Source organism: Mycobacterium sp. NPDC004974, assembly GCF_053600815.1.
Genome location: NZ_JBSGAQ010000015.1, coordinates 119926 through 145810, shown reverse-complemented (window position 1 = coordinate 145810; position 25885 = coordinate 119926). Strand labels below are relative to the sequence as shown.

Sequence of the window (25885 nt, the reverse complement as noted above, 5' to 3'; positions counted from 1 at the left end):
CACGGTAGCCTGAACGGCATGCCTGTCGTGAAGATCAACGCCATTGAGGTACCGCCTAACGCAGGCCCGGAACTGGAGAAGCGGTTCGCCAACCGTGCACACTCCGTCGACAACCAGCCCGGGTTCCTCGGCTTCCAACTGTTGCGTCCGGTCAAGGGCGAAGACCGTTACTTCGTGGTCACGCAGTGGGAAACCGAGGAGGCCTTCCAGGCCTGGGCCACGGGCCGCGCCGCCGAGGCACACAAGGGCGAGCACGCCAACCCTGTGGCCACAGGCGCATCGCTGCTGGAGTTCGAGGTTGTGCTGGACGTTGCAGGGCCCGCTGCCCAGGCGTAGCCGCGGCCGGACGCTGCACCGCACGGTTGGCCTGACGGCCATCACCGCGGTCGTCGCGGCCCTGGCTTGTGGCTGTTCGCAGAGCGTTGCGCCCGCGGCAGAAGTGTCCTACGGCGCGCGCATCGACACCATCACCCCGCCCGGTCTGCGGGCCAAGCAGACCATGGACATGCTCAACTCCGACTGGCCGATCGGCCCCATCGGCGTGCGCACCCTCGCCGTACCCGAGAAGGTCGATCTGGTCGGTACCAAGATGGACTCCATCTGGTGGGATCGCCCGTTCACGGTCAACTCGGTGGACATCGGGGCCGCGCAGGCGACGTTGCACGTGCAGACGTCCTACAACGTCGCCCAGGACATCGAGCTGCGGACCAACGACGTGGGCCTGGTCGACCGCTTCGAGGTCACCCTCGTGCCTCCGAAGATCGACAAGTGGTCTGACATCGACGCCGAGCTGACCAAGTCGGGGGCGCGGTACTCCTACCGGGTCTCAAAGGTCAACAACGGCAAGTGCGAGCAGGTCGCGGGCACCAACACCGATATGTCGCTGCCTCTGGCCTCCATCTTCAAACTGTATGTACTGCTTGCGGTTTCGGACGCGGTCAAGGCCGGGACGCTGAGCTGGGACGACCACCTCACGATCACCAAGGAAGGCAAGAAGCTCGGTTCCGCCGGGCTGGACAAGCTTCCCCCCGGCGCCCAGATCACCGTGCGGACCGCCGCCCAGCAGATGATCTCGGCCAGTGACAACATGGCCACCGATCTGCTGATCGGGCGGATGGGCCCGGCTGCGGTGGAACGCGCACTGGTGACTGCGGGCCATCACGATCCGGCCAGCATGACCCCGTTCCCGACCATGCACGAGGTGTTCTCGGTCGGCTGGGGCGAACCGAATCTTCGCGACCAGTGGAAGACCGCCTCCCCCGCTGACCGGGTGGCACTGCTCCAACAGACCAATTCCCGCCCCTACGAACCAGATCCGTACCGGACCCACACCCCCGCCTCCAACGACGGCCTCGAGTGGTTCGCCAGTGCCGCCGACATCTGCCGGGTGCACGCCGCGCTGCAGGCCTCGGCATACGGGCCCGCCGCGCCGGTGAAGGACATCCTCTCCGCGCTACCCGGCATCGACCCGGATCCCGCCAAGTGGAAATACATCGGCGCCAAGGGCGGCAACCTGCCCGGCGATTTGACCTTCAGCTGGTACGCGGTGGACTACACCGGGCAGCCGTGGGTGTTCAGTTTCCAGCTGAACTGGCCGAAGTTCCGTAGCCCCACCGCTGCAGGCTGGTTGTTGCAGATTGCCAAGCGGGCATTCGCCATGGCGCCTGTGGGTTAGCTCGGTACGATCCGCTGCATGCCGCTGCAGACGGGGTCGAATTTTGCTGGGTTCACGGTGATACAGCCGCTGGGCTCCGGCGGGATGGGCGAGGTCTATCTGGTCGGGCACCCGCGCCTGCCCCGCCAGGAGGCCATCAAGATTCTGCCGGCCAGCGCCTCCCAGGATCCCGACTACCGCGACCGGTTCACCCGAGAAGCCGAACTGGCCTCGAGTTTGTGGCATCCCAACATCGTCGCCCTGCACGACCGCGGCGAGGCCGACGGCCAACTGTGGATCTCGATGGACTATGTCCGCGGCCAGGACGCTGCGGTTCTGGCGCGGGCGTATCCGGCGGGGCTGCCGCTGCCCCAGGCGACGGCGATCGCCACCGCGGTCGCCTCAGCACTGGACTACGCGCACGGCCACGGGATGTTGCACCGCGACGTCAAGCCCGCCAACATTCTGCTCGGCGAGAGCGACCACGCCGACCAACGCATCCTGCTCGCCGACTTCGGCATTGCCCGCCGCACCGGGGACATCAGCGGACTGACCGCAACCAACACCACCGTGGGCACCGTCGCCTACGCCGCCCCCGAGCAGCTGTTGGGTAACCAACTGGATGGCCGGGCCGATCAATATGCGTTGGCCGCCACGATGTTTCACCTTCTGGCCGGCACACCTCCGTTCGTCGATTCCAATCCTGCCGTCGTGATCGGCAAGCACCTCAGTGCGGCGCCGCCTCCCCTGTCGCAGTTCCGGCCCGAACTGGCGCGGCTGGACCCGGTTTTCGCGCGAGCATTGGCGAAGTCGCCCGCCGACCGCTACCCGAAGTGCTCAGATCTTGCGCAGGCACTTGCCGGTGTCGGCGGCGGTGCCGTGTTCGGTGCGCCGCAATCGATCCATCAGCAGATGACGATGCCGGCTGCGATCGCGCCGATGGCGCAGGCACCGACGCAGTTCGCCGTCCCAGCGGCATCACCTCGCGGGACCGCCGCGGCGGTGGCCGTCATGCTGGCGCTCCTCGTGTTGCTCACCGGCGCGGGCGTGTTCACGGCGTGGCAGTGGTCGCGCCCCACCCCTCATGCCGCGACGTCGACACAGTGGCAGCCGTATACCGATTTCGCCAAGTCTTTCACCGAACGGATGATGTCGGTGAGTGCAAAGAACAGTGACACCGACGTCGATTGGATCTTGGACAACTCGACCGGAGCATTTCGCGACGACTTCGCCTCACAGCGTGACACTTTCGTCCAGACATTGAAAGGAAGCGGTGTCACAACGACCGCAACCACCAAATCCGTGGCGTTGAAGTCCTTCGACGATCGCGCCGAGAGCGCGATGATTCTCGTTGCCGCAGTCGCACAGACAGCGAGCAACGCCGCCCCTGACCAGACCCCTCGAAACTGGCGACTGATCATGACCATCGAGAAAGTCGACGGCACCTTCAAGACTTCGAAAGTTGAGTTCGCATCGTGACGGGCCGCCAGACGGTTCTGTGGATCATCAACGCCGCATTGATCATCGGTGTCGCCACCGTGACTGCGCTCGGCGGCATCCAGCTGATCGTGAAAAGCCGCCCAGCACCGTCCGCACTCGCCGATCAGGCTGACCTACGGCAGGCCGTCGCCGATGCCGCGGCGACCAACACCGTCAAGATCATGACGTACTCCTCCGACACCATCGAGCAGGACCTGGCTGCGGGACTTGCGGTCACCACGGGCGCATTCGCCGACTACTACAAGAATTTCACCCAGCAGACCGTCCTTCCTGCCGCGCGCCAGAAGAACGTCAAGACCACGACAACCGTTGTGCAGTCCGGCGTCATCTCCATCGACAACCCCGTCACAGCAGCGGCTTTGGTGTTCCTCAATCAAGTCACCACCAGCACGGACAACCCAGACCCCTCCACCAGTCAGAGCGCCGTGCGGGTAGGCCTGAAGAAAGTCGACGGACAGTGGCGCATCGACAGTTTCGATCCCCAGTGACCTGACCGGCCTCACGAGGTAGCGCTGCTCCGCAGCGTCCAGGCCTGACCACGGAAATTCATCACGGTCCGGCTCATCGGCGCGATATCGATGCGCCAGAACGATTTTGGCGGGGCATCCAGGGCCACCAGGATGGCCGCCCGGATCACCGCGGGGTGAGTGACGGCGACCAGCCGTCCCCGCGCCGAGGCCAGGCTGTCCATCCAACCGTGCACCCGGTTGACGAGGTCGACCACCGACTCGCCGCCGTGGGGCGCCCGGGTCGGATCGGTCAGCCAGACCGCCAGGTCTGCGGGCTGTACGCCGCTCAGTACAGCTCCGCGCCAGCTCCCGAAGTCCAGATCCGCCAGTTGGGGTTCGACCGCCGCCGACAGGCCGAGCAGTTCGGCGGTCTGGCGGGCCCGCTTCTCGGGGCCGCAGTACGCGGCGTCGACGACCCCGAGTTCGACGGTCGCATCGGCCTGCCGATGGCCCAACGCATTCAGCGGCTCATCGGTGGGAAATCGTCCGGCCGCCGTGGCGTCGGTCATGGCATGAGACACCAACGTCAGCCGGACGACTTCACTCACGCGATCAGTTGCTCCTGTCGCTTGCCCTCGAGCACCTTCGACACCAGCGCCCCAAACACCAGTCCGATCGTCGCCCAGATCACCACCTGGGTGCCCAGCGAGTACAGCCGGAACTGGTAGAGGTCATCGGCAGGGAACGTCGACGGGGTCTCATGGATGCCCGGCAGGATCAGGAAGACCACGGCCATCGACACCACGTAGTCCGCGGCGCCGACCAGGGTGGCATTCCACACCCCTAGCCTCGGCGTCAGTCGACGCGCCAGCAGGACCGAGCCCACGAACAGCCCGGCCGAGAGCACCACCAACAGCAGGTACAGCAGGGTCCGCTGCTGGATGGTCTCCTCGAGGCTGACCGCAGGTGGGTTCGGCGGGTATTTGAGCGCCGGGACGATCCACAGCGAGACCAGCATGCCGCCGGCGGTCAGCGCCGCCAACGCCCGCGCGGACAGGTTGGCCCTGCCGTACACCGCGCAGAACACGACGGCCAGCAGCGCTCCCATCGCCACGCTGAAGATCAGTACGCCAAGACCCATGCCGATGTTGGACTGCACGCCGCGGGTGAACACCTCGGCGCTCTCGCCGCCGCCGTGGGAATGTCCCCCGGCGCCATGTGAATGCTCTGCCGCTTCATGCGCTGCACCGACACCGTTCTCGAAGTCGATTGCCCGACCGATGATCGGCTCGATCAGCAGCTTGGCCCAGATGAAGGCGAACACGCCAGCTAGGGCGCCGGCCAGAAGGCCGCGCCCGATGATCTGTTTTTCCATTTTGTTCGGGATCTCCGCTGCGTATCAGTGGCAGGGGAAACCGAGCAGGTGCCGGGCGTCGTGCACGAACTCGTGCACGTAGGTGTTATTGCCCAGAACCGAGGTTGCGCCTTGGTCCATCCCGACGAAGTAGAGGGCCAGCAGCGCGATGAACGCCGTCAGGGTCAGCCAGAGCACCGCCTTGGTGGCCGACAGCTCGATCGCGGGGGCGTGGCTCTTGCGTGCCTCAGTGGGAGTCATACCGGTCCTTTCCGGGAATTCGCGTCCCAGTCCGTGTCGTGACAGGTAAGGGTCTGACTGTTAACAGTGGCGCGGCCGTCCTGGATTCTCACCAGGTTCCTCTGCCTGTCGATTACACCAGCATCCTAAACACCGCGCAGGAGTTCTCCGCATCGGCAGGTATGGAACCGGCATGAAAAATGCCCCCGCCGTTGCGGCGGGGGCATTTTTCGTCTTGGACCTTATTCGGCGGTCGCTCCGGCCTTCGCCAGATCCGGACCGTCGGAGCCGGCCGCCTTGGGCGCTCCGGCGAACGTGAACTTCGCGTTCTCGCCGGCACCCTCGCCGTCCCAACCCTCGACGTCGACCGTCACCAGCTGGCCCGGGCCGATCTCCTCGAAGAGGATCTTCTCGGAGAGCTGGTCCTCGATCTCACGCTGGATGGTGCGCCGCAACGGGCGGGCACCCAGCACCGGATCGAAGCCGCGCTTGGCCAGCAGGGCCTTGGCCTTGTCGGTCAGCTCCATCGCCATGTCCTTGGCCTTGAGCTGGTTTCCGACCCGGCCGATCATCAGTTCCACCATCTGGACGATCTCGTCCTGTGTCAGCTGGTGGAAGACGATGATGTCGTCGATGCGGTTGAGGAACTCAGGGCGGAAGTGCTTCTTGAGCTCGTCGTTGACCTTCTGCTTCATCCGCTCGTAGTTGTTCTCGCCGCCACCCTGGGTGAAGCCGAGGCCAACCGCCTTGCTGATGTCGGACGTGCCGAGGTTCGAGGTGAAGATCAACACGGTGTTCTTGAAGTCGACCGTGCGGCCCTGACCGTCGGTGAGGCGGCCGTCCTCCAGAACCTGCAACAGGCTGTTGTAGATCTCCTGGTGGGCCTTCTCGATCTCGTCGAACAACACGACCGAGAACGGCTTGCGACGCACCTTCTCGGTGAGCTGGCCGCCCTCTTCGTAGCCGACGTAGCCCGGAGGGGCACCGAACAGCCGCGACGCGGTGAAGCGGTCGTGGAACTCACCCATGTCGATCTGGATGAGCGCATCGTCGTCGCCGAACAGGAAGTTGGCCAGCGCCTTGGACAGCTCGGTCTTACCGACACCGGACGGGCCGGCGAAGATGAACGAACCGGACGGGCGCTTCGGGTCCTTCAGGCCGGCGCGGGTACGGCGGATCGCCTTTGAGACGGCCTTGACGGCATCCTCCTGGCCGATGATCCGCTTGTGCAGCTCATCCTCCATACGCAGCAGACGCGTGGTCTCGGCCTCGGTCAGCTTGAACACCGGGATACCGGTCCAGTTGCCGAGCACCTCGGCGATCTGCTCGTCATCGACCTCGGCGACAACATCGAGATCGCCTGAGCGCCACTGCTTCTCGCGCTCGCCACGCTGCGCGACCAGCTGCTTCTCCTTGTCGCGCAGGCTCGCGGCCTTCTCGAAGTCCTGCGCGTCGATCGCGGACTCCTTCTCCCGGCGCGCGTCGGCGATCTTCTCGTCGAACTCGCGCAGGTCTGGCGGTGCGGTCATCCGGCGGATGCGCATCCGGGCGCCTGCCTCGTCGATCAGGTCGATCGCCTTGTCCGGCAGGAACCGGTCGTTGATGTACCGGTCGGCCAGGGTTGCCGCGGCCACCAGCGCGCCGTCGGTGATCGAGACGCGGTGGTGCGCCTCGTAGCGGTCACGCAGACCCTTGAGGATCTCGATGGTGTGCTCGACGGTCGGCTCACCCACCTGCACCGGCTGGAAACGACGCTCCAGAGCGGCATCCTTCTCGATGTACTTGCGGTACTCGTCGAGCGTGGTGGCGCCGATGGTCTGCAGCTCGCCACGGGCCAGCTTCGGCTTCAGGATCGACGCGGCGTCGATCGCGCCCTCGGCAGCACCCGCACCCACGAGCGTGTGCAGCTCGTCGATGAACAGGATGATGTCGCCGCGGGTGTTGATCTCCTTGAGCACCTTCTTGAGGCGCTCCTCGAAATCACCGCGGTAGCGGCTGCCGGCCACCAGCGAACCGAGGTCCAGGGTGTAGAGCTGCTTGTCCTTGAGCGTCTCGGGGACCTCGCCGTGCACGATGGCCTGGGCCAGGCCCTCGACGACGGCGGTCTTGCCGACGCCGGGCTCGCCGATCAGCACCGGGTTGTTCTTGGTGCGGCGGCTCAGCACCTGCATGACCCGCTCGATTTCCTTCTCACGGCCGATGACCGGATCGAGCTTGCCCTCCATGGCGGCGGCGGTCAGGTTACGGCCGAACTGGTCGAGGACCAGCGAGGTCGACGGGTTGCCCGACTCGCCACCACGACCACCGGTGCCGGCCTCGGCGGCCTCCTTGCCCTGGTAACCGCTCAGCAGCTGGATGACCTGCTGGCGCACGCGGGTCAGCTCGGCGCCGAGCTTGACCAGCACCTGGGCCGCGACGCCCTCGCCCTCACGAATCAGGCCGAGCAGAATGTGCTCCGTGCCGATGTAGTTGTGGCCGAGCTGCAGCGCCTCGCGCAGGGACAGCTCCAGCACCTTCTTGGCGCGCGGCGTGAACGGGATGTGCCCGGACGGGGCCTGCTGGCCCTGGCCGATGATCTCCTCGACCTGGCTGCGCACGCCTTCCAGCGAGATGCCCAACGACTCCAGCGACTTGGCGGCTACGCCCTCGCCCTCGTGAATAAGACCCAACAGGATGTGCTCGGTCCCGATGTAGTTGTGGTTGAGCATCCGGGCCTCTTCTTGCGCCAGGACGACGACCCTGCGGGCACGGTCGGTGAATCTCTCAAACATCGGTGGTTACCTGCTCTCCATCGCTAGCGATACCCGCGTACGGCCGCGTTCTGTCGGTTTTCCAATAGCCCGCACGTAGTACCTACCGTCCACTCTAATGGGCGGCCGTCCCGGGCGCGGAGGTTGGCGGTCCGTTCCGCAGAGCGATCACCCGGTACGAGCTGTCCACATGTAGTTCTGCAGATGAGCAACGCCGCCGGTCGGCGAATCGTTTCCGAAATCCACGGCTTTCCGGTTCGCCACTAGCGAAAAACTCCGGACCGGGAATTCTCACCGGTCCGGAGCTGGCAACTATCGGTTAAGTTGCAGTCGTTTATGTTGCGGCATGGAAAGCGTCGATGACGTCGGCGGGGATCCGGCCACGGGTGGACACGTTGTGCCCGTTGCGGCGGGCCCATTCGCGGATGGCGGCACTCTGCTCTCGATCGATGGCGCCACGGCCACGGACCGGGCCTGCCGCCCGTCCGCGTCGACGCCCACCGACCCGGCGTCCGGCCTCCACCCACTGCTTCAGATCGTTACGGAGCTTGGCGGCATTCTTGGAGGAAAGGTCGATCTCATAGGTAACACCGTCGAGGCCGAATTCGACCGTCTCATCGGCGGTGGCCTCACCGTCGAAATCATCGACCAACGTGACGGTCACTTTTTTCGCCATTACCCCGCACCGAACCCTTCTGCATACGCATTGGTGACTACACCTGAGTATCCTGCACCCGCGACCCAATGTGCCACAAAAACGCAAACATTTCCAACGACCTGTCGATCAAGTCGGATCGGTTGCACTGGCTAGTTACTGTGACGGCGAACAATCGGGAACAAAACCGTCTCCCGAATAGACAACCCCGTCAACGCCATCAACAAGCGATCGATACCCATTCCGGTACCCGTTGTGGGCGGCATCGCGTACTCCAATGCGGCAAGGAAATCGTCATCGAGAACCATTGCCTCGTCGTCGCCGGCGGCGGCGGCACGGGCCTGGGCTTCGAATCGTTCCCGCTGGATTACCGGGTCGATGAGTTCGGAATATCCGGTGGCGAGTTCGAAACGCCGCACGTAGAGATCCCATTTCTCGGTCACTCCGGGGATGCTGCGGTGAGCCCGGGTAAGCGGCGAGGTCTCGACCGGGAAGTCGCGCACGAACGTGGGAGCCCACAACTTCTCTCCCACGGTGTGTTCCCACAGTTCCTCGACCAATTTTCCGTGCCCGTAGCCACGGTCCCGCGGAATCTCCAACTCGAGTCCCTCGGCAATACGCCACAAGTACTCAACTGATGTGTCGGGCGTGATCTCCTCACCGAGCGCCTCAGACAGCGAGGGATACATTTCCAATGTGTCCCATTGGCCGTCGAGATCGTAGACAGTGCCATCGGGCAATGGCACTTGACGCGTGCCGATCGCCTCGTCGGCAACCTCTTGAATGAGTTCCCGCGTGACTTGCGCCGAATCGTTGTAGTCACCGTAGGCCTGATATGTCTCCAACATCGAGAATTCCGGCGAGTGTGTGGAATCGACGCCTTCGTTACGAAAGTTCCGATTCAACTCGAAAACCCGGTCAAAACCGCCGACGATGCAGCGTTTGAGGAACAATTCCGGCGCAATCCGAAGGTACAGATCAACGTCGAGCGCATTGGAATGGGTGATGAACGGCCGTGCCGCCGCCCCGCCGGCCAGCGTTTGCAGCATCGGCGTCTCGACCTCGAGGAAACCGCGCCGTTCCAGTGCCGCCCGCACCGCGCGCACCACTGCCACCCGCTGACGCGCGATGCTGCGCGCCTCCGGACGCACGATGAGATCGACATAGCGCTGACGCACGCGGGCCTCTTCGCTCATTTCCTTGTGAGCAACGGGGAGCGGTCGCAAGGCCTTGGCCGCCATCTGCCACGAATCGGCCAGCACCGACAGCTCACCGCGCTTGGAGCTGATCACCTCGCCGTGGACGAACACGATGTCGCCCAGATCGACGTCGGCCTTCCACGCATCCAGCGACTCCTGCCCCACCTGGGCCAGGCTGATCATCGCCTGCAACTGCGTGCCGTCGCCCTCCTGCAGCGTCGCGAAGCACAACTTGCCGGAATTCCGGGCGAACACCACCCGACCCGAGACACCGACCATCTGGCCGGTCTGGGTGTCGACGGCCAGATCCGGATAGGCGGCGCGCAGTTCGGCCAGCGAATGGGTCCGCGGAACGGTCACCGGATAGGGCTCGCGGCCTTCTGCCAGCAGGCGCTCCCGCTTGGCCTGACGAATCCGGAATTGTTCAGGAAGGTCGGCCTGGGACTGGGACGCGTCGTCGCGATCGGCTGGGCTCACAAAATGCCAGCTTAAATGAACACGTGAGCGCTCAATTGCACGCCGACAAGGTGGCAGCACTCGACCATGAGCCGCTGGACTGGCGGTTCAAGGGCATACCCGCTCCCCGGTGGGGGTCAGACCGCCCTCCAGGTGTGCACAACCTCACACCGGTCACCGGGCCGGCTTGAGCCTGCCCCGCTGGCTGTCGCGGTTGCGCTCGAACACCAGGCGCAGGCCGTCGAGGGTGAGGTGGCGGTCGTAATGCTCGACTGTGCGCAGGTCCGGCAGCACCAAGGGAGCGGTGTAGCCGGTGGCCACCACCGCGACGTCGCTGCCGGAGAACCCGTCGACGTCCTCGCGGATCCGGCTGACCAGTCCGTCGACCAGCCCGGCGAACCCGAAAACCGCACCGGCCTGCATGCATTCCACGGTGTTCTTGCCGATCACCGAGCGCGGACGGGTCAACTCGACCCGGCGCAGCGCGGCCGAGCGGGCGGCCGCGGCGTCGGAGGACACCTGCACACCGGGTGCGATCGCCCCGCCGAGGAACTCACCTTTGGCTGACACCACGTCGACGCAGATCGACGAGCCGAAGTCGACGATGATCGCCGCGGTGCCGTATTTGTGGTAGGCGGCAAGGCAATTCACGATCCGATCGGCGCCGACTTCCTTGGGGTTGTCGACCAGCAACGGGATACCGGTACGCACGCCGGGCTCGATCAGCACATGCGGCACAGAGGGCCAGTACTGCTCGAGCATCAGACGCACCTCATGCAGCACCGAAGGCACGGTGGACAGCCCCGCGGCCCCGGTCAGGTGCTCGGAGTCGTCACCGATCAGGCCGTCGATGGTGAGCGCCAACTCATCGGCGGTCACCTCGGATTCGGTCCGGATCCGCCACTGCTGCACCACTTTCGCGTGGTCTCCGGAACCGGAGATCAGTCCGACCATGGTGTGGGTGTTGCGGACGTCGATGGCGAGCAGCATTATCGCGGCGACATCAGTTCGGACGCATCTGCGGGGACGTACGCGGGGTCGTGGCTGTGTTCACCGAGGTCGATGTGCTTGTTGTCGGCGTCCACGAACACGATCCGCGGCTGGTAGGTGCGAGCCTCGGCGTCCTCCATCACCCCGTAGGCGATGAGAATGACCAGGTCGCCGGGGTGGATGAGATGTGCTGCGGCACCGTTGATCCCGATCACCCCCGTGCCGCGCTCACCGGTGATGGCGTAGGTCACCAGCCGGGCACCGTTGTCGATGTCGACGATGGTCACCTGCTCGCCTTCGAGCAGGTCGGCCGCCTCCATCAAGTCGGCGTCGATGGTCACCGAGCCCACGTAGTGCAGGTCGGCCTGCGTCACCGTGGCACGGTGGATCTTGGATTTCAGCATGGTGCGCTGCATCAGTTCCTCCAGGGCAGTTCGTGATTGTCGCCGTCGCCGACGCGAGGGTGTCCGTCGATTCCGGCGGACGCCCCGATGTCGACAGAGATGTTGTCCAGCAGTCTGGTTCGGCCCAGCCGAGCCGCCACCAGCAGCCGCGCCTGGCCCTCGCCCGGCGCGGGGCCCAGCATCGGGTCCCGCACCTCCAGGTAGTCGACGTCGATCGCGGGTACCTCATCGAGCACGGCCCGGGCCGCATCGATGGTGGCCGACGCGCCGCCGGCCGCGGCGTACTTACCGGCCAGCAGCGCCGCCGACAACGCCCCGGCCTGCTCACGTTCATCGGCGTCCAGGTATCGATTCCGCGACGACATCGCCAGTCCGTCGGATTCGCGGACGATGGGAACTCCGACGATCTGTACGTCGATGTTGAGATCGGTGACCATCTGCCGGATCAATGCCAGTTGCTGATAATCCTTTTCGCCGAAGAAGGCCCGGTCGGGCCGGACGATCTGGAGCAGCTTGAGCACGACGGTCAGCACACCGGCGAAATGACCGGGGCGCGAGGCGCCTTCGAGCTCGCCACCCGCAGGACCCGGTTGCACACTGGTCCGCGGGCCGTCCGGGTACATTGCCGAACCGGTTGGGGTGAAAGCGATCTCGACCCCTTCGGCACGCAGCGCGGCCAGGTCCTCATCGAGGGTGCGCGGGTAGGCGTCGAGATCCTCTCCGGCCCCGAACTGCAACGGGTTGACGAAGATCGACACCACCACGACGGCACCGGGGACGCGCTTGGCGGCGCGGATCAGCGTCAGGTGGCCCTCGTGCAGCGCACCCATGGTGGGTACGAGGGTGACCCGGCGCCCGCTGGCGCGCAGGGCCCGGGTGACGGCCGCGACATCGGCAGGTGCCGAGTAGACGTTCAGTTCACCGGCGACGAACTTGGGAGGGTTGCTCTGGGTCATCCTTGACTCGTTTCAGGGCTGGTTTCCGGGCCGGTGCCTGAGAGCACCTCGAAGACGTCCATGGGCGCGTGGGCGCGTTGGGCGGTACGCAGCGAATCGGCCCGATACGCCTGGGCCAGTTGATAATCCAATGCGCGTAGGGCATTCAGATGCGCGGCCACCGCTGCTGCGTCACCACGCGCAACAGGTCCGGTCAATGCGGCCTGGCCGCGTTGGAGCGCATTTTCCAGCGCGGCCCGGGCCAGTGGGCCCACCACCCGCTCGGGCAGACCGCCGGGGGCATCGCCGACAAGTTCCTGGCCGAGCAGTTCCTCGCCGCGCAGTGAGGCCCGCAGGGTGTCGACGGCGTCGAGCACCAGGGTGACCAGGTGGTTGCTGGCATGCGCCAGCGCCGCGTGGTACTGCGTCCGCGCGTGCTCGGGCACCCGGAACGGCTCACCGCCGATCTCCAGCACCAGCGACTGACCGATCGCGTAACCGACTTCGTCGGCCGCGGTGATCCCGAAGCACGTATCGGGCAGCCGCGCGAGGTCCTCGTCGGAGCCGGTGAACGTCATCGCCGGGTGAATGGCCAACGGAATGCACCCCTGCTCGGTCAGCGGGGCCAGTACCGCGACCCCGTTGGCGCCGGAAGTGTGCACCACGATCGTGCCGGGCCGCACCACGCCGGTGGATGCCAGACCCGATACCAGTGACGGCAGCTCGGCGTCCGGAACCGTCAACAGCAGGAGTTCGGCCCGCTGCGCCACGTCGGGGACGGGAAGGATCGAGGTGTCGGGCAGCCGGCGCTGCGCCCGCAGCCGCGAGGCCTCGGAGATCGCGCTGCACGCCACCACCACGTGCTCGACCCGTTCCAGGGCATAGCCGAGCGCCGTGCCGACCCGGCCGGCCGAAATGATGCCGACGCTGAGCCTGGCAGGACGCAATCCCTCAGGGGGGGACCACCCGTTTGCAGGGGGCTGCTCCATCGCAGACGACCTCACAGGATGAATAGGTTCTTCTCGTTCCAGTCCCGCGTTGCGGGTACCGGACGGTCGTCACGAGACTAGCTCACTCCTCGCGGCGCCTGCGACGCCCGCCTTCGGCCGGGCCGGACTGAAACCGCGCCAGCAGCTCATTCACCGACTGTCCGTCGGCATGGTGTCCGTTCGCCGGCTCGGGTTCCGCTTCGCTGCCGTGCCGTGAAGCCCGCCGGGGCGGCGTCGGTGGTTGCGAGGATTCTGTGGCCAATGCCGGGGACGCCGGTGCCGCCGGGGAGCGGCCGGGATCGGCGATCTCCGCTGCGGCGGAGTGCCGGCCACGGGGCGGCTCGGGAGCCTGAGCCGCCGACATTGCGGGGGCCGCCGGCGGGGCCGGTTCGGCAGGCGCCGGGGCCGGTTCGGGGGCCTCCGGCGGCGTTGCCTCGGGGGCGTCCGGCGGGGTTGCTTCGAGCATTGAATCAGGTGCGCGACGCCTGCCGACATACTCCGTCGTGGCGCCGTTCTGAGCGATGGGCGCAGCCCAGTTGCTGCCGGGGGCGCCGGCGGGAATCCACTGCCCCTCGGCGGGAGCCGGTTGCCAACCCGTGGCCGCAGGCTCGACTGCCGGTGCAGGCGTGCTCGCCGGCTCGGGTTCAGGGGCTTCGATCGTGGGCGAGGGCTGCATCGGCGGCATCGCCGGCGGCGGTGGGGGCGGCGCCCAGGTCGACGGCGGCTCGGGCTGCCTGCGTGCGGCCGGTTGCGGCTCGGGTCGGGGTTGCGGCTCCGGCCGGGGCGCAGGTTGCGGCTCAGGTCGAGGCGCAGGTTGCGGCTCAGGTCGAGGCGCAGGTTGCGGTTCTGGCCGAGATACGGGTTGTGGTTCAGGCCACGGCTGGGGCCTGGCCTCCTGCTGACGGGGGGCCTCCTGCTGACGCGGGGCCTCCTGCTGACGCCGTCGGCGCCGGGCCTGTTCACCGGCAGGCATCGGTCGCGACGGCAGACGATGCGCACCACCCGAGGTCGCCCAGTCGTTCTCCGGCGGATGCGGTTCGGCCGGAACATCGATGATGGGGCTTTCCTCGGTCCGCGAAATCCGAATGTCGGTGACCTCGACCGGCGGCACGTCCAGGCGGCTGGCGGTCACCCGGCCCGCGGTGCGCACGGCGCTCTTGTCGGTCTCGATCGCCGGGCGGTGCACCAGGTCCGTGTCGAACAGGATCTCCAGGTTCGCCCGCAACGCGGCCAGCTCTGAGCGCAGCGCGGCAACCTCGTCGGCGGCCTGCGCGCGCAACTCGGAGGCCAGCTCCCGGCGCAGCTCGGTCTCGACGGTCAGCTCGTACTCCCGCCGCGCCGAGATCTCCCGATCCAGCTGCAGGTCGTAGACGAACTTCAGGTCCCGGGCCTTGGCCTGGTCCAGGTCACTCTGACGCCGGTAGATGACGGAGACGAAGGCCGCCACCACGGCAGCCCACAGGGCCAGGATGACTGCGAGCTTCAGCAACTCGACGCGATCGGTGAACACCAATGCGGAACTGGCCAGAATGGCGAGTACCAGCAATACCGTTAAGAGCAGCCAGCCTGGCCTTCGGCCGCCGCGCCGTGGCCGACCACCGCGGGGCAGAACGGTCATGCGCCGACTGTACCCGTCACCGGTCATCTAGCCTGGCGACCACCGCGGCGATTCGGCCAAACTACCTCAGACAATCCGTCACTCAGGCGCAGTGTCCCCGTTGTCCGGCGGTTCCTCGGGGGACTTGCAACAGTGCTGCAGCCACACCGCCGCGACAGCCAGAGCCAGGGCACTGACCGCTGCCACCGCCGCGCCCGGAGTGTCCTCGCCGGCCACCCGCAGTTCGCCCCGTCGGGGCAGCAGGTACACCAGCACACCGATCCACCAGCCCGCGACGATGGCGCCTACCCAGGCCGAGGCCTTGGCGATCACGACCGACCGGGCCACCGTGAGCGGGTGCAACCGGCCCCCGCCGACCCCGATCTGGCCGTCGTTGATCTTGGCCCGCACGTAGAACGCCCAGCCCGCCTCGACGAGCGCGACCGCCAGCAGCGAAAGCCCGGTCCACAACGTCACCGGCGGGAACCACCGGTAGAGCACCCCGATCAGCACGTAGCCGACGATGGCGACGACGGCGACCGCGCCGGCCAGGTCACGCTTGCGGGTGGGGCCCATCAGTCCGCCACCGGTCCGGTGCCGAAGTCCAGCGCCAGGTCGGTGCGCCTGACCCCGGCCCGCTCGGCCGGATCGATCTCCTCCAGCAGGTGCGCCACCCGACGGGACCGGCCGGCCACCGTCAGCGTGGCATCCGGATCCACGACCAACCACGGGATCAGGACGAACGCGCGCAGGTGAGCAAGCGGATGCGGCAACGTCAGGTCGTCGTCATGGGAAAGCACCTCAACGTCACCGTCATGGCAGGTCACCAGGTCGACATCGAGGGTGCGCGGGCCCCACTTCTGCTCCCGGACCCGGTCCGCCGCCTGCTCGAGCCGCTGGCCGCGGCACAGCCAACCGTGTCCGTCGAGGTCGGGATCATCGGCGATCAGCACCGCGTTCAGGAACGGGCCCTGCTCGACTCCGCCCCAGGCGTCGGTCTCGAATACCGGCGACACCGCGCGCACCGCACTCCCGAGGCCGTCGACCACCGACTGCAACCGGGCCAGCCGGTCGCCGAGATTCGACCCGATCGACAGGACAGTGGTGGTCACAGCGTGCCCCTGCGGGACCGCCGGGCCACCACGGCGACATCGTCGAAGGCCAGCGGAATCGGGGCGCTGGGCTTGTGCACGACAACCTCGACCGCGTGCAGGCGCTCGTCGATCATGATGGCGTCGGCGATTTCGGCGGAGACCGTCTCGATCAAATTGCGCGGCGGGCCCGCGACGATGTCAGCTGCCTGCTGGGCCAGTGCGCCGTAGTCGAGGGTGTCGGCCAGATCGTCGGTGGCCGCCGCGCGGCGCAGGTCCACCCACGCCGTGATGTCGACGACGAACTCCTGGCCATCGCGGCGCTCATGGTCGAAAACCCCGTGATTGCCGCGAACCCGCAAGCCGCGCAACTCAATTCGATCAGCCAACCCGACCTCCAGATTCCCAGGCTTCCAACACGGCGAGCGCGTCGACGGAGGCCACCACATCGTGCACCCGAACACCCCAGGCACCGTGCTGGGCGGCCAGCATCGAGATCGCCGCGGTGGCGGTCTCCCGGCCGTCCGGTGGCCGCGGTGTCCCATCCTGTGCGGCCAGCAATGCACCCAAGAAACGTTTGCGTGACGCACCGACCAACACCGGGATCCCGGTGTCGATGAATTCGGGCAGCGCACGCAGCAAGGCCCAGTTGTCCTGGGCGGTCTTGGCGAATCCCAGGCCCGGGTCGATGATCAACCGCTGCGGGTCGACACCCGCGGCGACCGCGGCATCGACAGCGGCCAGCAGCTCGGCGCGGACCTCGGCCACCACGTCGCCGTAACCCGGGGCGTGGTGGGGCTGCTCGGCACTGACCGAACGCCAGTGCATCAGGATCCACGGCACCTTCGCCTCGGCGAGCAGGGGCGCCATGTTCGGGTCGGCGCGTCCGCCGGACACGTCGTTGACGATCTGCGCGCCGCTTTCCAGGGCGACCTTCGCCACGTCGGCATGCATGGTGTCGATACTGACGGCGATCCCCTGGGAGGCAAGCGCTTCGATCACGGGAGCGACGCGGGCCGCCTCCACGCCAGGGTCAACCCGCACCGCACCGGGGCGGGTTGATTCCCCGCCCACATCGATTATCGCGGCGCCGGCGGCAGCGAGCGCCAGCCCGTGTGCGACAGCGCGGTCACGGTCGATGAACTTGCCGCCGTCGGAAAACGAATCGTCGGTCACGTTCACCACGCCCATGACCTGCACACGCGTTCCGCGAGGGACAATCGGGCTGGGGAGGTTCACTTCCGCAGGATAAGTTCCAGCGCCTCGGCCCGGGATGCCTTGTCGGTCTTGAACTGTCCGCGCACCGCCGAGGTGGTGGTGACCGCGCCGGGTTTGCGGACGCCGCGCATGGCCATGCAGAGGTGCTCGGCCTCGATCACAACGATTGCCCCGCGCGGGTCGAGCTTGCGCATGAGCGCATCGGCGATCTGGGCGGTCAGGCGTTCCTGCACCTGCGGGCGCTTCGAGTACAGGTCGACCAGGCGGGCGATCTTCGACAGCCCGGTCACCCGGCCGTCGACCCCGGGGATGTACCCGACATGGGCCACCCCGTGGAACGACACCAGGTGGTGTTCACACGTGGAGTACAACGGGATCTGCTTGACCAGCACGAGTTCGTCGTGTTCCTCGTCAAAGGTCGTGTTGAGCACCGCGTCCGGGTCGGTGTAGAGCCCGGCCATCAGCTCTTTGTACGCACGCGCCACGCGGGCCGGGGTTTCGAGCAGACCCTGACGGTCAGGGTCCTCACCGATGGCGATCAGCAGCTCACGCACCGCCGCCTCGGCCCGCGGTTGGTCGAACACCCGCGTGGTCGTATCGGTGTTGTTGTGATGCTCGCGCAGCGACTGCGACATCGAAGCCTCCGTTCTCGGATCAGCCGTGGGCCGGTGGGTTGGACCGGTCGGCCCGCTCGGGACCGCCATCCTGACTCGCCTCCTCATTGGGGGCGGGCTGGCCGGGATGAGGATAGGGCTGATACGGGTACGGCTGGGGCTGTTGCCATCCCGACGGATGCGGCGGGGGGTACCAGTAACCCTGCTGCTGCTGGGGCGGCTGGTATCCCGGCTGCGACGGCGCGGGCGGCCAGCCAGGGGCGTGCCAACCGGCCGGTGCGCCGTAGTCGGGCTGGGTCGAACCGTTCGGCGGCGCACCATTGGTGCCGGCACCGTTGGTCTCGTTGGCCCGCTCGGCCTCTCGGCTGGCGGCAGCGATGGCGGCCTTGAACGCCGGCTCGGGGACCGGCGGCGGCCACGGCTCGCCACGCTCGATGGCGATCTCGCCCGGCGTCTTGATCGGCGGCTTGTCCGACGGCACCCGGCCACCGAAGTCGTCGAACATGGTCAGCCGGGGACGCTTCTTCACGTCACTGAAGATGGCCTCCAACTCGGCGCGGTGCAGTGTCTCCTTCTCCAGGAGCTCACCGGCCAAGGTGTCGAGCACATCGCGATACTCGGTGAGGATCTCCCACGCCTCGGTGTGAGCGGCCTCGATGAGCTTGCGCATCTCATCGTCGATATCGCGGGCGACGTCGTGGGAGTAGTCCGGCGTGGTGCCCATGGTGCGGCCCAGGAACGGGTCGCCGTGCTCGGTGCCGTATCGCACGGCGCCCAGCTTGGAGCTCATGCCGTACTCGGTGACCATGGCGCGCGCGATCTTGGTGGCCTGCTCGATGTCGGACACCGCACCTGTCGTGGGCTCGCGGAAGACCAGCTCCTCGGCGGCGCGGCCACCCATGGCGAACACCAGCCGGGCGATCATCTCCGAGCGGGTCATCAGACCCTTGTCGTCCTCGGGGACTGCGACGGCGTGGCCGCCGGTGCGACCGCGGGCCAGGATCGTCACCTTGTAGATCGGTTCGATATCGGGCATCGCCCACGCGGCCAGGGTGTGCCCGCCCTCGTGGTACGCGGTGATCTTCTTTTCCAGCTCGCTGATGATGCGGCCCTTGCGGCGTGGTCCGCCGACGACGCGGTCGACGGCCTCTTCCAGCGCCGCACCGGTGATGACGGTGCCGTTCTCGCGGGCCGTGAGCAGTGCGGCCTCGTTGATGACGTTGGCCAGGTCGGCACCGGACATGCCGACGGTGCGCTTGGCCAGCCCGTCCAGGTCGGCGTCGGGGGCGATCGGCTTGCCCGCCGAGTGCACCTTGAGCACCGCGCGACGGCCGGCGAGGTCGGGGTTGGACACCGGGATCTGCCGGTCGAAGCGGCCCGGACGCAGCAGGGCCGGGTCGAGGATGTCGGGCCGGTTGGTGGCCGCGATCAGGATGACGCCCTGGCGGTCGCCGAACCCGTCCATCTCGACGAGCAACTGGTTCAGCGTCTGCTCACGCTCGTCGTGGCCGCCGCCCATGCCGGCGCCGCGCTGACGACCAACGGCGTCGATCTCGTCGACGAAGATGATGCAGGGGCTGTTGGCCTTGGCCTGCTCGAACATGTCGCGCACCCGGGAGGCGCCGACACCGACGAACATCTCGACGAAGTCCGAACCGGAGATCGTGAAGAACGGAACGCCGGCTTCACCGGCGACCGCGCGGGCCAGGAGGGTCTTACCGGTTCCGGGCGGGCCGTACAGCAGCACACCCTTGGGGATCTTGGCGCCCAGCGCCTGATACCGGCTCGGGTTCTGCAGGAAGTCCTTGATCTCGTAGAGCTCCTCGACCGCCTCGTCGACACCTGCGACGTCGGCGAACGTGGTCTTGGGCATGTCCTTGCCCAGCTGCTTGGCCTTCGACTTGCCGAAGCCGAAGCCCATCCGGCCGCCGCCCTGCATCCGGGAGAACATCACGAACAGGCCGACCAGCAACAGCAGCGGCAGCATGTAGATCAGCATCGAGCCGAGGAAGCTGCCCTGATTGACAGTGGTGCCGAACTTGATGTGCTTGGCATCCAGCTGATCGGCCAGCTTGATGGCATAGCCGGTCGGGTACTTGGTGATGACCTTGTCGGAATTCTCGGTCTCGTCTTTGCCGCTCTTCAGATCGAGACGCAGCTGCTGTTCGCGGTCGTCGATCTGGGCGTTGTTGACGTTGTCGGCATTGATCTGCGCCACCGCCACCGAGGTGTCGACGGGTTTGTAGCCGCGGGTGTCGTCGCTGAAATAGAAAAACGACCAGCCCAGCAACAGCACGACCGCGATCACGGTCAGCGTACGGATCACATTTTTGCGGTTCATCGATCACTCGGCCGAGTTCGGCCCGGTCCTTCCAACGTGCGCAGTTGAGACATTCAAGGCTACCGCTAGACCAACGTCCGGCAGTTCCCGACGGTATCCAGCCCCACTACACATACTGGAAGCACTACTGCCGGCGGGCGATACCGGCCACTTCTGCGATGACATCGGCATACCAGCGGAAGAGGTTCAACGGCTCGGGCTGATCGTCGCGCAGCAGGTCTGACCAGCAGTCCGCGACCGCAGCGCGGGCCACGGCACCGATCCATGGCTGCGGCAACAGTTGGGGTGGCAGCAGCGGATCCGGCTCCACCGCCCGGGTGAACTCCGCGGCCAGCTCGATCGCGACGCCGAGTCGGACGGCGCGGGTGGCGCGGGGCAGCGCACGCACCGATCGCTGGGCGGTCGCCAGGAGTCGCCGGTGGCCATCCGCGATGGCCTCCAGCGGCCACAGCGCTCCGGCCAGCGCCTGCGGCTCGGTGACTCCCCCGACGTCGAGGTCGGTTGTGGTGAGGATGGTGACCCGGTCGGAGACGCCCAATCGGTCGGCCGCAGCCCGCACGTGCGGCTCCCACGCGTTGGGCGATACATAGAGTCCGCCCTGGATGGGTGCGCCGCCCAACCGGAGAACGGCATCGCGCATCGCGTCGCGGGCCGCGCGGGCCGACTCACCGATCGCGAAGGCCACCACATGCCATTCGTGGTCCCAGTCGGCCTGCCCGCGGTCCTGCGCGTACATGTAGCGGACGAACTCGAGGTCCGGCTCGATGGTGCTGCGGACCTCGGGAGTCGCGCGTAACACCGCCTTCCGCCCGCGGCCGTCCTGAACGAACTGCCCTTCGGCGACGAGGCGCTTGATGCACAACCTGACCTGCTGGTCGCTCATGCCGAGGGTGTTGGCGACTTCGTAGAGTTCGCCCGCGTCGACCGTGGCATCCTCGCGGATCAGGCTCTCCACCAGGGTGCGGGTCGGGATGGCACGGTCGGCGTCGATGCTCGCCTCAGGGCTCATCGGTACTCCTGCTCCGTCACGATGAGCGGCGGTGAACCGGTGCGGCCGAGCTCGCGATCGAGGTCGGCGAAGAAGCGCTCGCTGCTCATCACCGCATCGGGTGGGTGTACACCGGCCCGCCGCGCGGTGCCGTCGACGACCTGGGACATGCCGAGCGCCAAGGGAATTGCGGTGGCGCGGGCCATGTCCGTCAGCAGTGCGCCAATGCCGGCCTCACCGCTGAGGTGGGCCAGCACCGCCACCTCGCGGCCGTGGCGGTCACCGTAGGCCACCGCGAAGAACGGCGGCAGCGTGCCGGGGCCCTTGTTCAGCACCGCACGCGGCAGCGACCGGATGACGGTGGTGAGATGCGGCTTGGCGACGCGACGTGCGGCGGCCTCGTTGGTGAGCCTGCCGCTGTCGATGTCGCGCCGCAACACGTCGAGAAAGGCGACCGCCGACGGCGTGACGACCATGAGGTTGGCCGATTCCCCGGTCGGTTTGAGGGTGCGTTGCAGCGTAACGGGTTCGGGGTGTCCGACGGTGTAGGCAGTGCCGCGACGTCCGCCGGGCAGCTCGAGTGTCACCGGACGCAACGGCGGTTGTTCGGTCAATGAACCTGCCCGCACCGCTGTGATGGTGCCACTGCTCTGCTGCATCCAATGAACTGCGGCCGCGGTCGGTGATCCGTCCGGGCCGATCAGCTGGTCGCCGCTGTCCTCGATCCCGGCTGTCACGTCGACCGGCCAGGCGGTGTACACGTCGCGCACGGTGTCGAGCGGAGCCGCTGCCGTCGCGGCGAGCAGGTTGCTCACGCCAGGGCTGGCGCCCATGCCGATCACGGCAGTCACCCCCGCCGCACGGGCCGAGGCGTCGAGTTCGAGCATCTGCACCGTGGGTTCCCAGTCGTCGCAGATGTCGAGATAGTGCGTCCCGGTGTCGATCGCGGCACGCAACACCGCCAGGCCGATGCGGTAGTAGGGGCCGACGGTGTTGAGCACCAGGTCGACCTCGGCGAGGGCGCTGCGGAGTTCGGTGCCATCGGTGACGTCGACCCGGCGGGCGACGGTCGGCACCGGCGCTCCCACCAACTCTCGGGCGACGCGCTCGGCCGCCGCGAGATCGCGGTCGGCGATCACGATCCGCTCCACGTCTCCGGAGAACGCTGCGGTCCGAACCGCTGCGGCACCCATCGCTCCGGCTCCGCCCAGCGCGAGGACTCTCATGGTGTGCTCCTGTCAGGAAGATGATCGACGAACTCCCGCAGGGAGTCGAGGTAACCGGGTGCGTACAGCGAGCGCGGCGCGAACACGGCCACCAGGAACGAACGGAACCCCTGGTGATGGTCGAGCCGGGCCTTGGCGATGCTGTGCGAGGCGTCCGGGAACTTCTGGACGGCGAGTCGATCCGGCGGCAGCTGCGCGCGATAGACCCGCTCAGTTTCGGCGACGTCGACGTTGCGGTCGTCCGCGCCGAGCATCAGCAGCACGGGAACCTTGATCCGGGGCAGTACCGAAGTGACATCGGACAGGTAGTTGGCGCTCACGAACCGCCAACGGTCGGCGGACATCGGCGGGTCGTCGATGCCGCTCGCGACGTACCGGTCGTAGTCGGCGCCGGCACGCAACAGCCGCACCGATTCGGCCCGGCGTTTCAGCGCGGCGGCGATCTCGGGGCTGCCCGCTCCCTGTGCCCGAAGTTCGGCCAGCAGGTTGAATTCGCCCTGACGCAGCCAGTTGACCGCCGGCCCGACCAGGATCATGAACCGCAGCTCGGGGTGGTTCGCGGCCACCTCGGGCAGCACCCAGCCGGCCTGACTGATCCCCCACACCCCGATGCGGTGCGGGTCGATATCGCCGCGGCCGCGCGCCCAGGTCAGCACAGCCTCGGTCTCGACGGCACGGTCATGCATGCTCTGGTACAGCCAATTGCCCGGCGCCCCTTCGATTCCGGGCTTGTTCCAGGACACCGAGGCGTAACCGGCCCGGGCGAACGACTCCCACAGCGGCCGGTAGAACGAATCGCGCGACGCGTCAGCGGGGCCATCGCCGTGCACGAAAACCACCAGACCGTAGGGCTTCTCCCCGCGGGTCGGCAGCGCCAGGATCGCGTCGAGCGGCTGCTTCGACCCGGGTATCTCCACATGCTCCTCGGTGATGTCGAAGTCGTTCTGACACAGGATCACCGCGCCGAGTCCAGCCGCGACAACACAGCAGACGACGATCACCCGAATGCACACGCGAAGCATGTATCTATCGTATCTCATACGGTCGTTTTGGTATCGATAGTTTTGAATAGGCAGGCTTACGCAGCCGTCGATCCTGTGCTTGGGTGAGATCGTGCTCACACCGACCGAACGGTTAGTCGATACAAATGGCGTGACATTGACGGTGACCGAGGCGGGTGAACGCGGAAATCCGGTGGTGGTGCTGACCCACGGATTTCCCGAGCTCGCGTACTCGTGGCGGCACCAGATTCCGGCGCTCGCGGCGGCCGGCTATCACGTACTGGCCCCTGACCAGCGCGGCTACGGCGGTTCATCGCGACCCGAAGACATCGACGCCTACAACATCGTTGAGTTGACCGCCGACATCGCCGGCCTGCTCGATGACGTCGGTGCCGAGCAGGCGGTGCTCGTCGGCCACGACTGGGGTTCGCCCGTCGCGACCAACTTTCCGTTGTTCTACCCCGACCGGGTCAGAGCAGTCGTGGCCATGAGCGTGCCGCCGGTACCGCGAGCGCCCGCGCCCCCGACGCAGATCTGGCGCAAGATCGTCGGGGACAACTTCTTCTACATCCTGTACTTCCAGGAACCCGGTGTCGCCGACGCCGCGCTGGGCGCCGACCCGCGGCAATCATTGCGCCGGATGCTCTCGATGGAAGGCATCAGTGCGCCCCCGGAAAGCCTGTCGGGACGCCCGTTGCCGCCGCTGCCGGACTGGATCAGCGCCGACGAGTTCGAGCGCTACGTGCAGGCCTACACCGAGAACGGATTCACCGGGCCGCTGAACTGGTACCGCAACTTCGACCGGAACTGGGAGCTGACCGAAAACACTCCCGCATCGACCATCACGGTGCCCACCCTGTTCCTGGCAGGTACCGCGGATCCGGTACTGGGCTTCACCCCGCGCGACCGGGTGCACGACGTGGTCACCGGCGACTACCGCGAGGCGCTGCTCGACGGCGCCGGGCACTGGCTGCAGCAGGAACGACCCGACGAGGTCAACAAAGCGCTCTTGGAGTTCCTGGGAGGTCTGCGGTGAGTGGGCCAATCCCCCACCACCGCACTGCAATACGACACGGACCGGGTCGGGGCGCGGGACCGCCTCGGCTGCGACCGGCACTGCAAAGTCCTGGTGACCGCGTGACGTCCCGGTAGGGTTCGGTCATGCCGATCGGGAATGCGAAATTGCGGGTACTCGGCGTTGCCGCCGCGGGATTGATCGCCGTCAGCGCAAGCGCGTGTGATGCGACCTCAGGGCCCGCCGCGGGCGCGCCGGACGGCGCCCGACAGGTGACCGTCGTCGGATCCGGCCAGGTGCAGGGCGTGCCAGACACCCTGACCGCCGATGTGGCGATGGAGTTCACCGCCCCGGACGTGTCGGGCGCGCTCAACCAATCCAGCCAGCGCCAGCAGGCCGTGATCGATGCGCTGGTCGGATCGGGCATCGACCGCAAGGACATCAGCACCACGCAGGTCAGCGTGCAGCCACAATTCACCGACAGCAAGATCTCGGGTTATCAGGCCAGCAATGCGATCAAGGTGAAGATCCGTGACACCGCCAAGGCCTCCCAGACCCTGGCGCTGATCGCGAGCACCGGAGGCGACGCCACCCGCATCAACTCGGTCAACTACTCGATCGAGGACGATTCGGACCTGGTGCGCGACGCCCGTGCCCGGGCATTCGACGACGCCAAGAACCGCGCCGATCAGTACGCCGGGTTGTCGGGGCTTCACCTGGGCAAGGTGATCTCGATATCCGAGCAGTCCGGTGGCTCCACCCCGCCCACGCCCACCCCGATGCCGCGGGCGGCGATGGAAGCCGTTCCGCTGGAACCCGGTCAGCAGACGGTGAACTTCTCGGTGACCGTCATCTGGGAGCTGACTTAGGCCGCCGTGCGGTCGGCGGCTGCCGCGCGGAGTGCCGCGACTCGTTCGCGGATGCGGTACTCCGTGGAACGCGGCATCCCGGCGGGGCGGTAACGCCCGTGCCTGACCCGGCACACCCGGCCGTGGGCCATCTCCCAACGCAGGGCGTCGGAGATCGCCTTCGACGGCCGTCCCCTTGTGGTGAATCCCTGATCCTCGAGTGCATCGACCAGGTCGGCCACCGATTGCGCGCCGTACCGGAGCAGCTGCACGGTCAGTACATAGCGAAGATTGGTGCCCCGCAGCAGGAGTTTGTCCCTCATGGCGTCACAGTGCCAAGAGGGACCGACAAGTCACGCCAGTCACAAATT

27 protein-coding genes are annotated in these 25885 nt (G+C 67.0%); 6 read left to right on the top strand and 21 right to left on the bottom strand.

The annotated features are described in order from the left end of the window. The first annotated feature begins 18 nt into the window (after positions 1-18). From ACWEFV_RS27030 to ACWEFV_RS27015, 4 genes are read left to right on the top strand one after another with little or no spacing between them, the layout of a single operon-like run. Complete coding sequence (locus tag ACWEFV_RS27030; RefSeq protein WP_064883921.1) at positions 19-336, top strand: antibiotic biosynthesis monooxygenase family protein; 318 nt, start codon at positions 19-21, stop codon at positions 334-336. After that, positions 311-1675 carry a serine hydrolase gene (locus tag ACWEFV_RS27025; protein ID WP_450072413.1) on the top strand — a complete coding sequence of 455 codons (1365 nt, stop codon included), beginning with the start codon at positions 311-313 and terminating at the stop codon, positions 1673-1675. Before ACWEFV_RS27030 ends, ACWEFV_RS27025 begins: the two co-directional genes overlap by 26 nt. 18 nt (positions 1676-1693) lie before the next feature. Next, positions 1694-3133, top strand: coding sequence for a serine/threonine-protein kinase (locus ACWEFV_RS27020; protein WP_450072412.1), 1440 nt, complete (start codon positions 1694-1696; stop codon positions 3131-3133). Further along, positions 3130-3642: a hypothetical protein gene (locus ACWEFV_RS27015; RefSeq protein WP_450072411.1), complete on the top strand. Its 513-nt coding sequence runs from the start codon at positions 3130-3132 to the stop codon at positions 3640-3642. The genes ACWEFV_RS27020 and ACWEFV_RS27015 overlap by 4 nt, the downstream gene beginning before the upstream one ends. Before the next feature lie 11 nt (positions 3643-3653). On the opposite strand, the gene ACWEFV_RS27010 is transcribed toward ACWEFV_RS27015, so the two are convergent. The 20 genes from ACWEFV_RS27010 to ACWEFV_RS26915 all read right to left on the bottom strand — a co-directional run bounded on the left by ACWEFV_RS27010 (position 3654) and on the right by ACWEFV_RS26915 (position 23672). Next, the gene (locus tag ACWEFV_RS27010) at positions 3654-4211 is read right to left on the bottom strand and encodes a histidine phosphatase family protein (RefSeq protein WP_450072410.1); all 558 of its coding nucleotides are present in this window, start codon (positions 4209-4211) and stop codon (positions 3654-3656) included. Next, entirely contained in the window at positions 4208-4978 is a 771-nt protein-coding gene (locus tag ACWEFV_RS27005) for a CbtA family protein (protein WP_450072409.1), read from the bottom strand. Before ACWEFV_RS27005 ends, ACWEFV_RS27010 begins: the two co-directional genes overlap by 4 nt. 24 nt (positions 4979-5002) lie before the next feature. Next, positions 5003-5218 carry a CbtB domain-containing protein gene (locus ACWEFV_RS27000; protein WP_135458963.1) on the bottom strand — a complete coding sequence of 72 codons (216 nt, stop codon included), beginning with the start codon at positions 5216-5218 and terminating at the stop codon, positions 5003-5005. 221 nt (positions 5219-5439) lie between these two features. Next, the gene (gene clpC1 / locus ACWEFV_RS26995; protein ID WP_450072408.1) at positions 5440-7968 is read right to left on the bottom strand and encodes an ATP-dependent protease ATP-binding subunit ClpC; all 2529 of its coding nucleotides are present in this window, start codon (positions 7966-7968) and stop codon (positions 5440-5442) included. 313 nt (positions 7969-8281) lie between these two features. Next, positions 8282-8623: a histone-like nucleoid-structuring protein Lsr2 gene (gene lsr2 / locus ACWEFV_RS26990; RefSeq protein ID WP_135458967.1), complete on the bottom strand. Its 342-nt coding sequence runs from the start codon at positions 8621-8623 to the stop codon at positions 8282-8284. 131 nt (positions 8624-8754) lie between these two features. Further along, positions 8755-10278, bottom strand: coding sequence for a lysine--tRNA ligase (lysS, locus tag ACWEFV_RS26985; RefSeq protein WP_135458969.1), 1524 nt, complete (start codon positions 10276-10278; stop codon positions 8755-8757). A gap of 153 nt (positions 10279-10431) precedes the next feature. Continuing rightward, positions 10432-11247 carry a type III pantothenate kinase gene (locus tag ACWEFV_RS26980; RefSeq protein WP_135458971.1) on the bottom strand — a complete coding sequence of 272 codons (816 nt, stop codon included), beginning with the start codon at positions 11245-11247 and terminating at the stop codon, positions 10432-10434. Further along, on the bottom strand, positions 11247-11663 hold the full coding sequence (gene panD, locus ACWEFV_RS26975) for an aspartate 1-decarboxylase (protein ID WP_135458973.1): 417 nt from the start codon (positions 11661-11663) through the stop codon (positions 11247-11249). Before panD ends, ACWEFV_RS26980 begins: the two co-directional genes overlap by 1 nt. Continuing rightward, complete coding sequence (panC, locus tag ACWEFV_RS26970) at positions 11663-12607, bottom strand: pantoate--beta-alanine ligase (protein WP_450072407.1); 945 nt, start codon at positions 12605-12607, stop codon at positions 11663-11665. The genes panD and panC overlap by 1 nt, the downstream gene beginning before the upstream one ends. Further along, positions 12604-13575, bottom strand: coding sequence for a Rossmann-like and DUF2520 domain-containing protein (locus ACWEFV_RS26965; protein ID WP_450072406.1), 972 nt, complete (start codon positions 13573-13575; stop codon positions 12604-12606). The genes panC and ACWEFV_RS26965 overlap by 4 nt, the downstream gene beginning before the upstream one ends. Before the next feature lie 82 nt (positions 13576-13657). Then, entirely contained in the window at positions 13658-15193 is a 1536-nt protein-coding gene (locus ACWEFV_RS26960; RefSeq protein ID WP_450072405.1) for a DUF6779 domain-containing protein, read from the bottom strand. Positions 15194-15271: 78 nt separating this feature from the next. Next, positions 15272-15748: a DUF3180 domain-containing protein gene (locus tag ACWEFV_RS26955; protein ID WP_450072404.1), complete on the bottom strand. Its 477-nt coding sequence runs from the start codon at positions 15746-15748 to the stop codon at positions 15272-15274. Then, positions 15748-16284: a 2-amino-4-hydroxy-6-hydroxymethyldihydropteridine diphosphokinase gene (gene folK / locus ACWEFV_RS26950; RefSeq protein WP_450072403.1), complete on the bottom strand. Its 537-nt coding sequence runs from the start codon at positions 16282-16284 to the stop codon at positions 15748-15750. The genes ACWEFV_RS26955 and folK overlap by 1 nt, the downstream gene beginning before the upstream one ends. Continuing rightward, entirely contained in the window at positions 16281-16652 is a 372-nt protein-coding gene (gene folB / locus ACWEFV_RS26945) for a dihydroneopterin aldolase (protein ID WP_450072402.1), read from the bottom strand. The genes folK and folB overlap by 4 nt, the downstream gene beginning before the upstream one ends. After that, positions 16645-17454: a dihydropteroate synthase gene (folP, locus tag ACWEFV_RS26940; protein ID WP_450072447.1), complete on the bottom strand. Its 810-nt coding sequence runs from the start codon at positions 17452-17454 to the stop codon at positions 16645-16647. Before folP ends, folB begins: the two co-directional genes overlap by 8 nt. A 44-nt stretch (positions 17455-17498) precedes the next feature. Further along, the gene (gene folE / locus ACWEFV_RS26935; protein WP_450072401.1) at positions 17499-18116 is read right to left on the bottom strand and encodes a GTP cyclohydrolase I FolE; all 618 of its coding nucleotides are present in this window, start codon (positions 18114-18116) and stop codon (positions 17499-17501) included. A gap of 19 nt (positions 18117-18135) precedes the next feature. Beyond that, positions 18136-20436 carry an ATP-dependent zinc metalloprotease FtsH gene (gene ftsH, locus ACWEFV_RS26930; RefSeq protein WP_135458993.1) on the bottom strand — a complete coding sequence of 767 codons (2301 nt, stop codon included), beginning with the start codon at positions 20434-20436 and terminating at the stop codon, positions 18136-18138. 124 nt (positions 20437-20560) lie between these two features. Continuing rightward, positions 20561-21445 carry a PaaX family transcriptional regulator C-terminal domain-containing protein gene (locus tag ACWEFV_RS26925; RefSeq protein WP_450072400.1) on the bottom strand — a complete coding sequence of 295 codons (885 nt, stop codon included), beginning with the start codon at positions 21443-21445 and terminating at the stop codon, positions 20561-20563. Next, on the bottom strand, positions 21442-22650 hold the full coding sequence (locus ACWEFV_RS26920) for a saccharopine dehydrogenase family protein (protein ID WP_450072399.1): 1209 nt from the start codon (positions 22648-22650) through the stop codon (positions 21442-21444). The genes ACWEFV_RS26925 and ACWEFV_RS26920 overlap by 4 nt, the downstream gene beginning before the upstream one ends. Further along, complete coding sequence (locus tag ACWEFV_RS26915; protein WP_450072398.1) at positions 22647-23672, bottom strand: alpha/beta hydrolase family protein; 1026 nt, start codon at positions 23670-23672, stop codon at positions 22647-22649. The genes ACWEFV_RS26920 and ACWEFV_RS26915 overlap by 4 nt, the downstream gene beginning before the upstream one ends. 91 nt (positions 23673-23763) lie before the next feature. Between ACWEFV_RS26915 and ACWEFV_RS26910 the strand changes: the two genes are divergently transcribed. Both ACWEFV_RS26910 and ACWEFV_RS26905 read left to right on the top strand, forming a co-directional pair. After that, complete coding sequence (locus ACWEFV_RS26910) at positions 23764-24687, top strand: alpha/beta fold hydrolase (protein WP_450072397.1); 924 nt, start codon at positions 23764-23766, stop codon at positions 24685-24687. Between the two features lie 125 nt (positions 24688-24812). Further along, positions 24813-25535 carry an SIMPL domain-containing protein gene (locus ACWEFV_RS26905; RefSeq protein ID WP_135459009.1) on the top strand — a complete coding sequence of 241 codons (723 nt, stop codon included), beginning with the start codon at positions 24813-24815 and terminating at the stop codon, positions 25533-25535. On the opposite strand, the gene ACWEFV_RS26900 is transcribed toward ACWEFV_RS26905, so the two are convergent. Beyond that, positions 25532-25837 (bottom strand): hypothetical protein, encoded by a 306-nt coding sequence (locus ACWEFV_RS26900; RefSeq protein ID WP_450072396.1) that lies wholly within the window; start codon positions 25835-25837, stop codon positions 25532-25534. The two genes, ACWEFV_RS26905 and ACWEFV_RS26900, sit on opposite strands and share 4 nt — an antisense overlap. Between the last annotated feature and the right edge of the window lie 48 nt (positions 25838-25885).

Excerpts from the sequence above, each read along its gene's own strand:
- ACWEFV_RS26925 (WP_450072400.1), bottom strand. The coding sequence starts at position 21,445 with ATGAGCCCTGAGGCGAGCATCGACGCCGACCGTGCCATCCCGACCCGC.
- ACWEFV_RS26955 (WP_450072404.1), bottom strand. The coding sequence starts at position 15,748 with ATGGGCCCCACCCGCAAGCGTGACCTGGCCGGCGCGGTCGCCGTCGTC.
- folP (WP_450072447.1), bottom strand. The coding sequence starts at position 17,454 with ATGGGCGTGGTGAACGTGACCGACGATTCGTTTTCCGACGGCGGCAAG.
- folE (WP_450072401.1), bottom strand. The coding sequence starts at position 18,116 with ATGTCGCAGTCGCTGCGCGAGCATCACAACAACACCGATACGACCACG.
- ACWEFV_RS26915 (WP_450072398.1), bottom strand. The coding sequence starts at position 23,672 with ATGCTTCGCGTGTGCATTCGGGTGATCGTCGTCTGCTGTGTTGTCGCG.
- ftsH (WP_135458993.1), bottom strand. The coding sequence starts at position 20,436 with ATGAACCGCAAAAATGTGATCCGTACGCTGACCGTGATCGCGGTCGTG.
- ACWEFV_RS26920 (WP_450072399.1), bottom strand. The coding sequence starts at position 22,650 with ATGAGAGTCCTCGCGCTGGGCGGAGCCGGAGCGATGGGTGCCGCAGCG.
- panC (WP_450072407.1), bottom strand. The coding sequence starts at position 12,607 with ATGACCCAGAGCAACCCTCCCAAGTTCGTCGCCGGTGAACTGAACGTC.
- ACWEFV_RS26905 (WP_135459009.1), top strand. The coding sequence starts at position 24,813 with ATGCCGATCGGGAATGCGAAATTGCGGGTACTCGGCGTTGCCGCCGCG.
- panD (WP_135458973.1), bottom strand. The coding sequence starts at position 11,663 with ATGCAGCGCACCATGCTGAAATCCAAGATCCACCGTGCCACGGTGACG.
- lsr2 (WP_135458967.1), bottom strand. The coding sequence starts at position 8,623 with ATGGCGAAAAAAGTGACCGTCACGTTGGTCGATGATTTCGACGGTGAG.
- ACWEFV_RS27030 (WP_064883921.1), top strand. The coding sequence starts at position 19 with ATGCCTGTCGTGAAGATCAACGCCATTGAGGTACCGCCTAACGCAGGC.
- ACWEFV_RS27005 (WP_450072409.1), bottom strand. The coding sequence starts at position 4,978 with ATGGAAAAACAGATCATCGGGCGCGGCCTTCTGGCCGGCGCCCTAGCT.
- ACWEFV_RS26980 (WP_135458971.1), bottom strand. The coding sequence starts at position 11,247 with ATGCTGCTCGCCATCGACGTCCGCAACACCCACACCATGGTCGGACTG.
- ACWEFV_RS26900 (WP_450072396.1), bottom strand. The coding sequence starts at position 25,837 with ATGAGGGACAAACTCCTGCTGCGGGGCACCAATCTTCGCTATGTACTG.
- ACWEFV_RS27020 (WP_450072412.1), top strand. The coding sequence starts at position 1,694 with ATGCCGCTGCAGACGGGGTCGAATTTTGCTGGGTTCACGGTGATACAG.
- clpC1 (WP_450072408.1), bottom strand. The coding sequence starts at position 7,968 with ATGTTTGAGAGATTCACCGACCGTGCCCGCAGGGTCGTCGTCCTGGCG.
- ACWEFV_RS27000 (WP_135458963.1), bottom strand. The coding sequence starts at position 5,218 with ATGACTCCCACTGAGGCACGCAAGAGCCACGCCCCCGCGATCGAGCTG.
- ACWEFV_RS26960 (WP_450072405.1), bottom strand. The coding sequence starts at position 15,193 with ATGACCGTTCTGCCCCGCGGTGGTCGGCCACGGCGCGGCGGCCGAAGG.
- ACWEFV_RS26965 (WP_450072406.1), bottom strand. The coding sequence starts at position 13,575 with ATGGAGCAGCCCCCTGCAAACGGGTGGTCCCCCCCTGAGGGATTGCGT.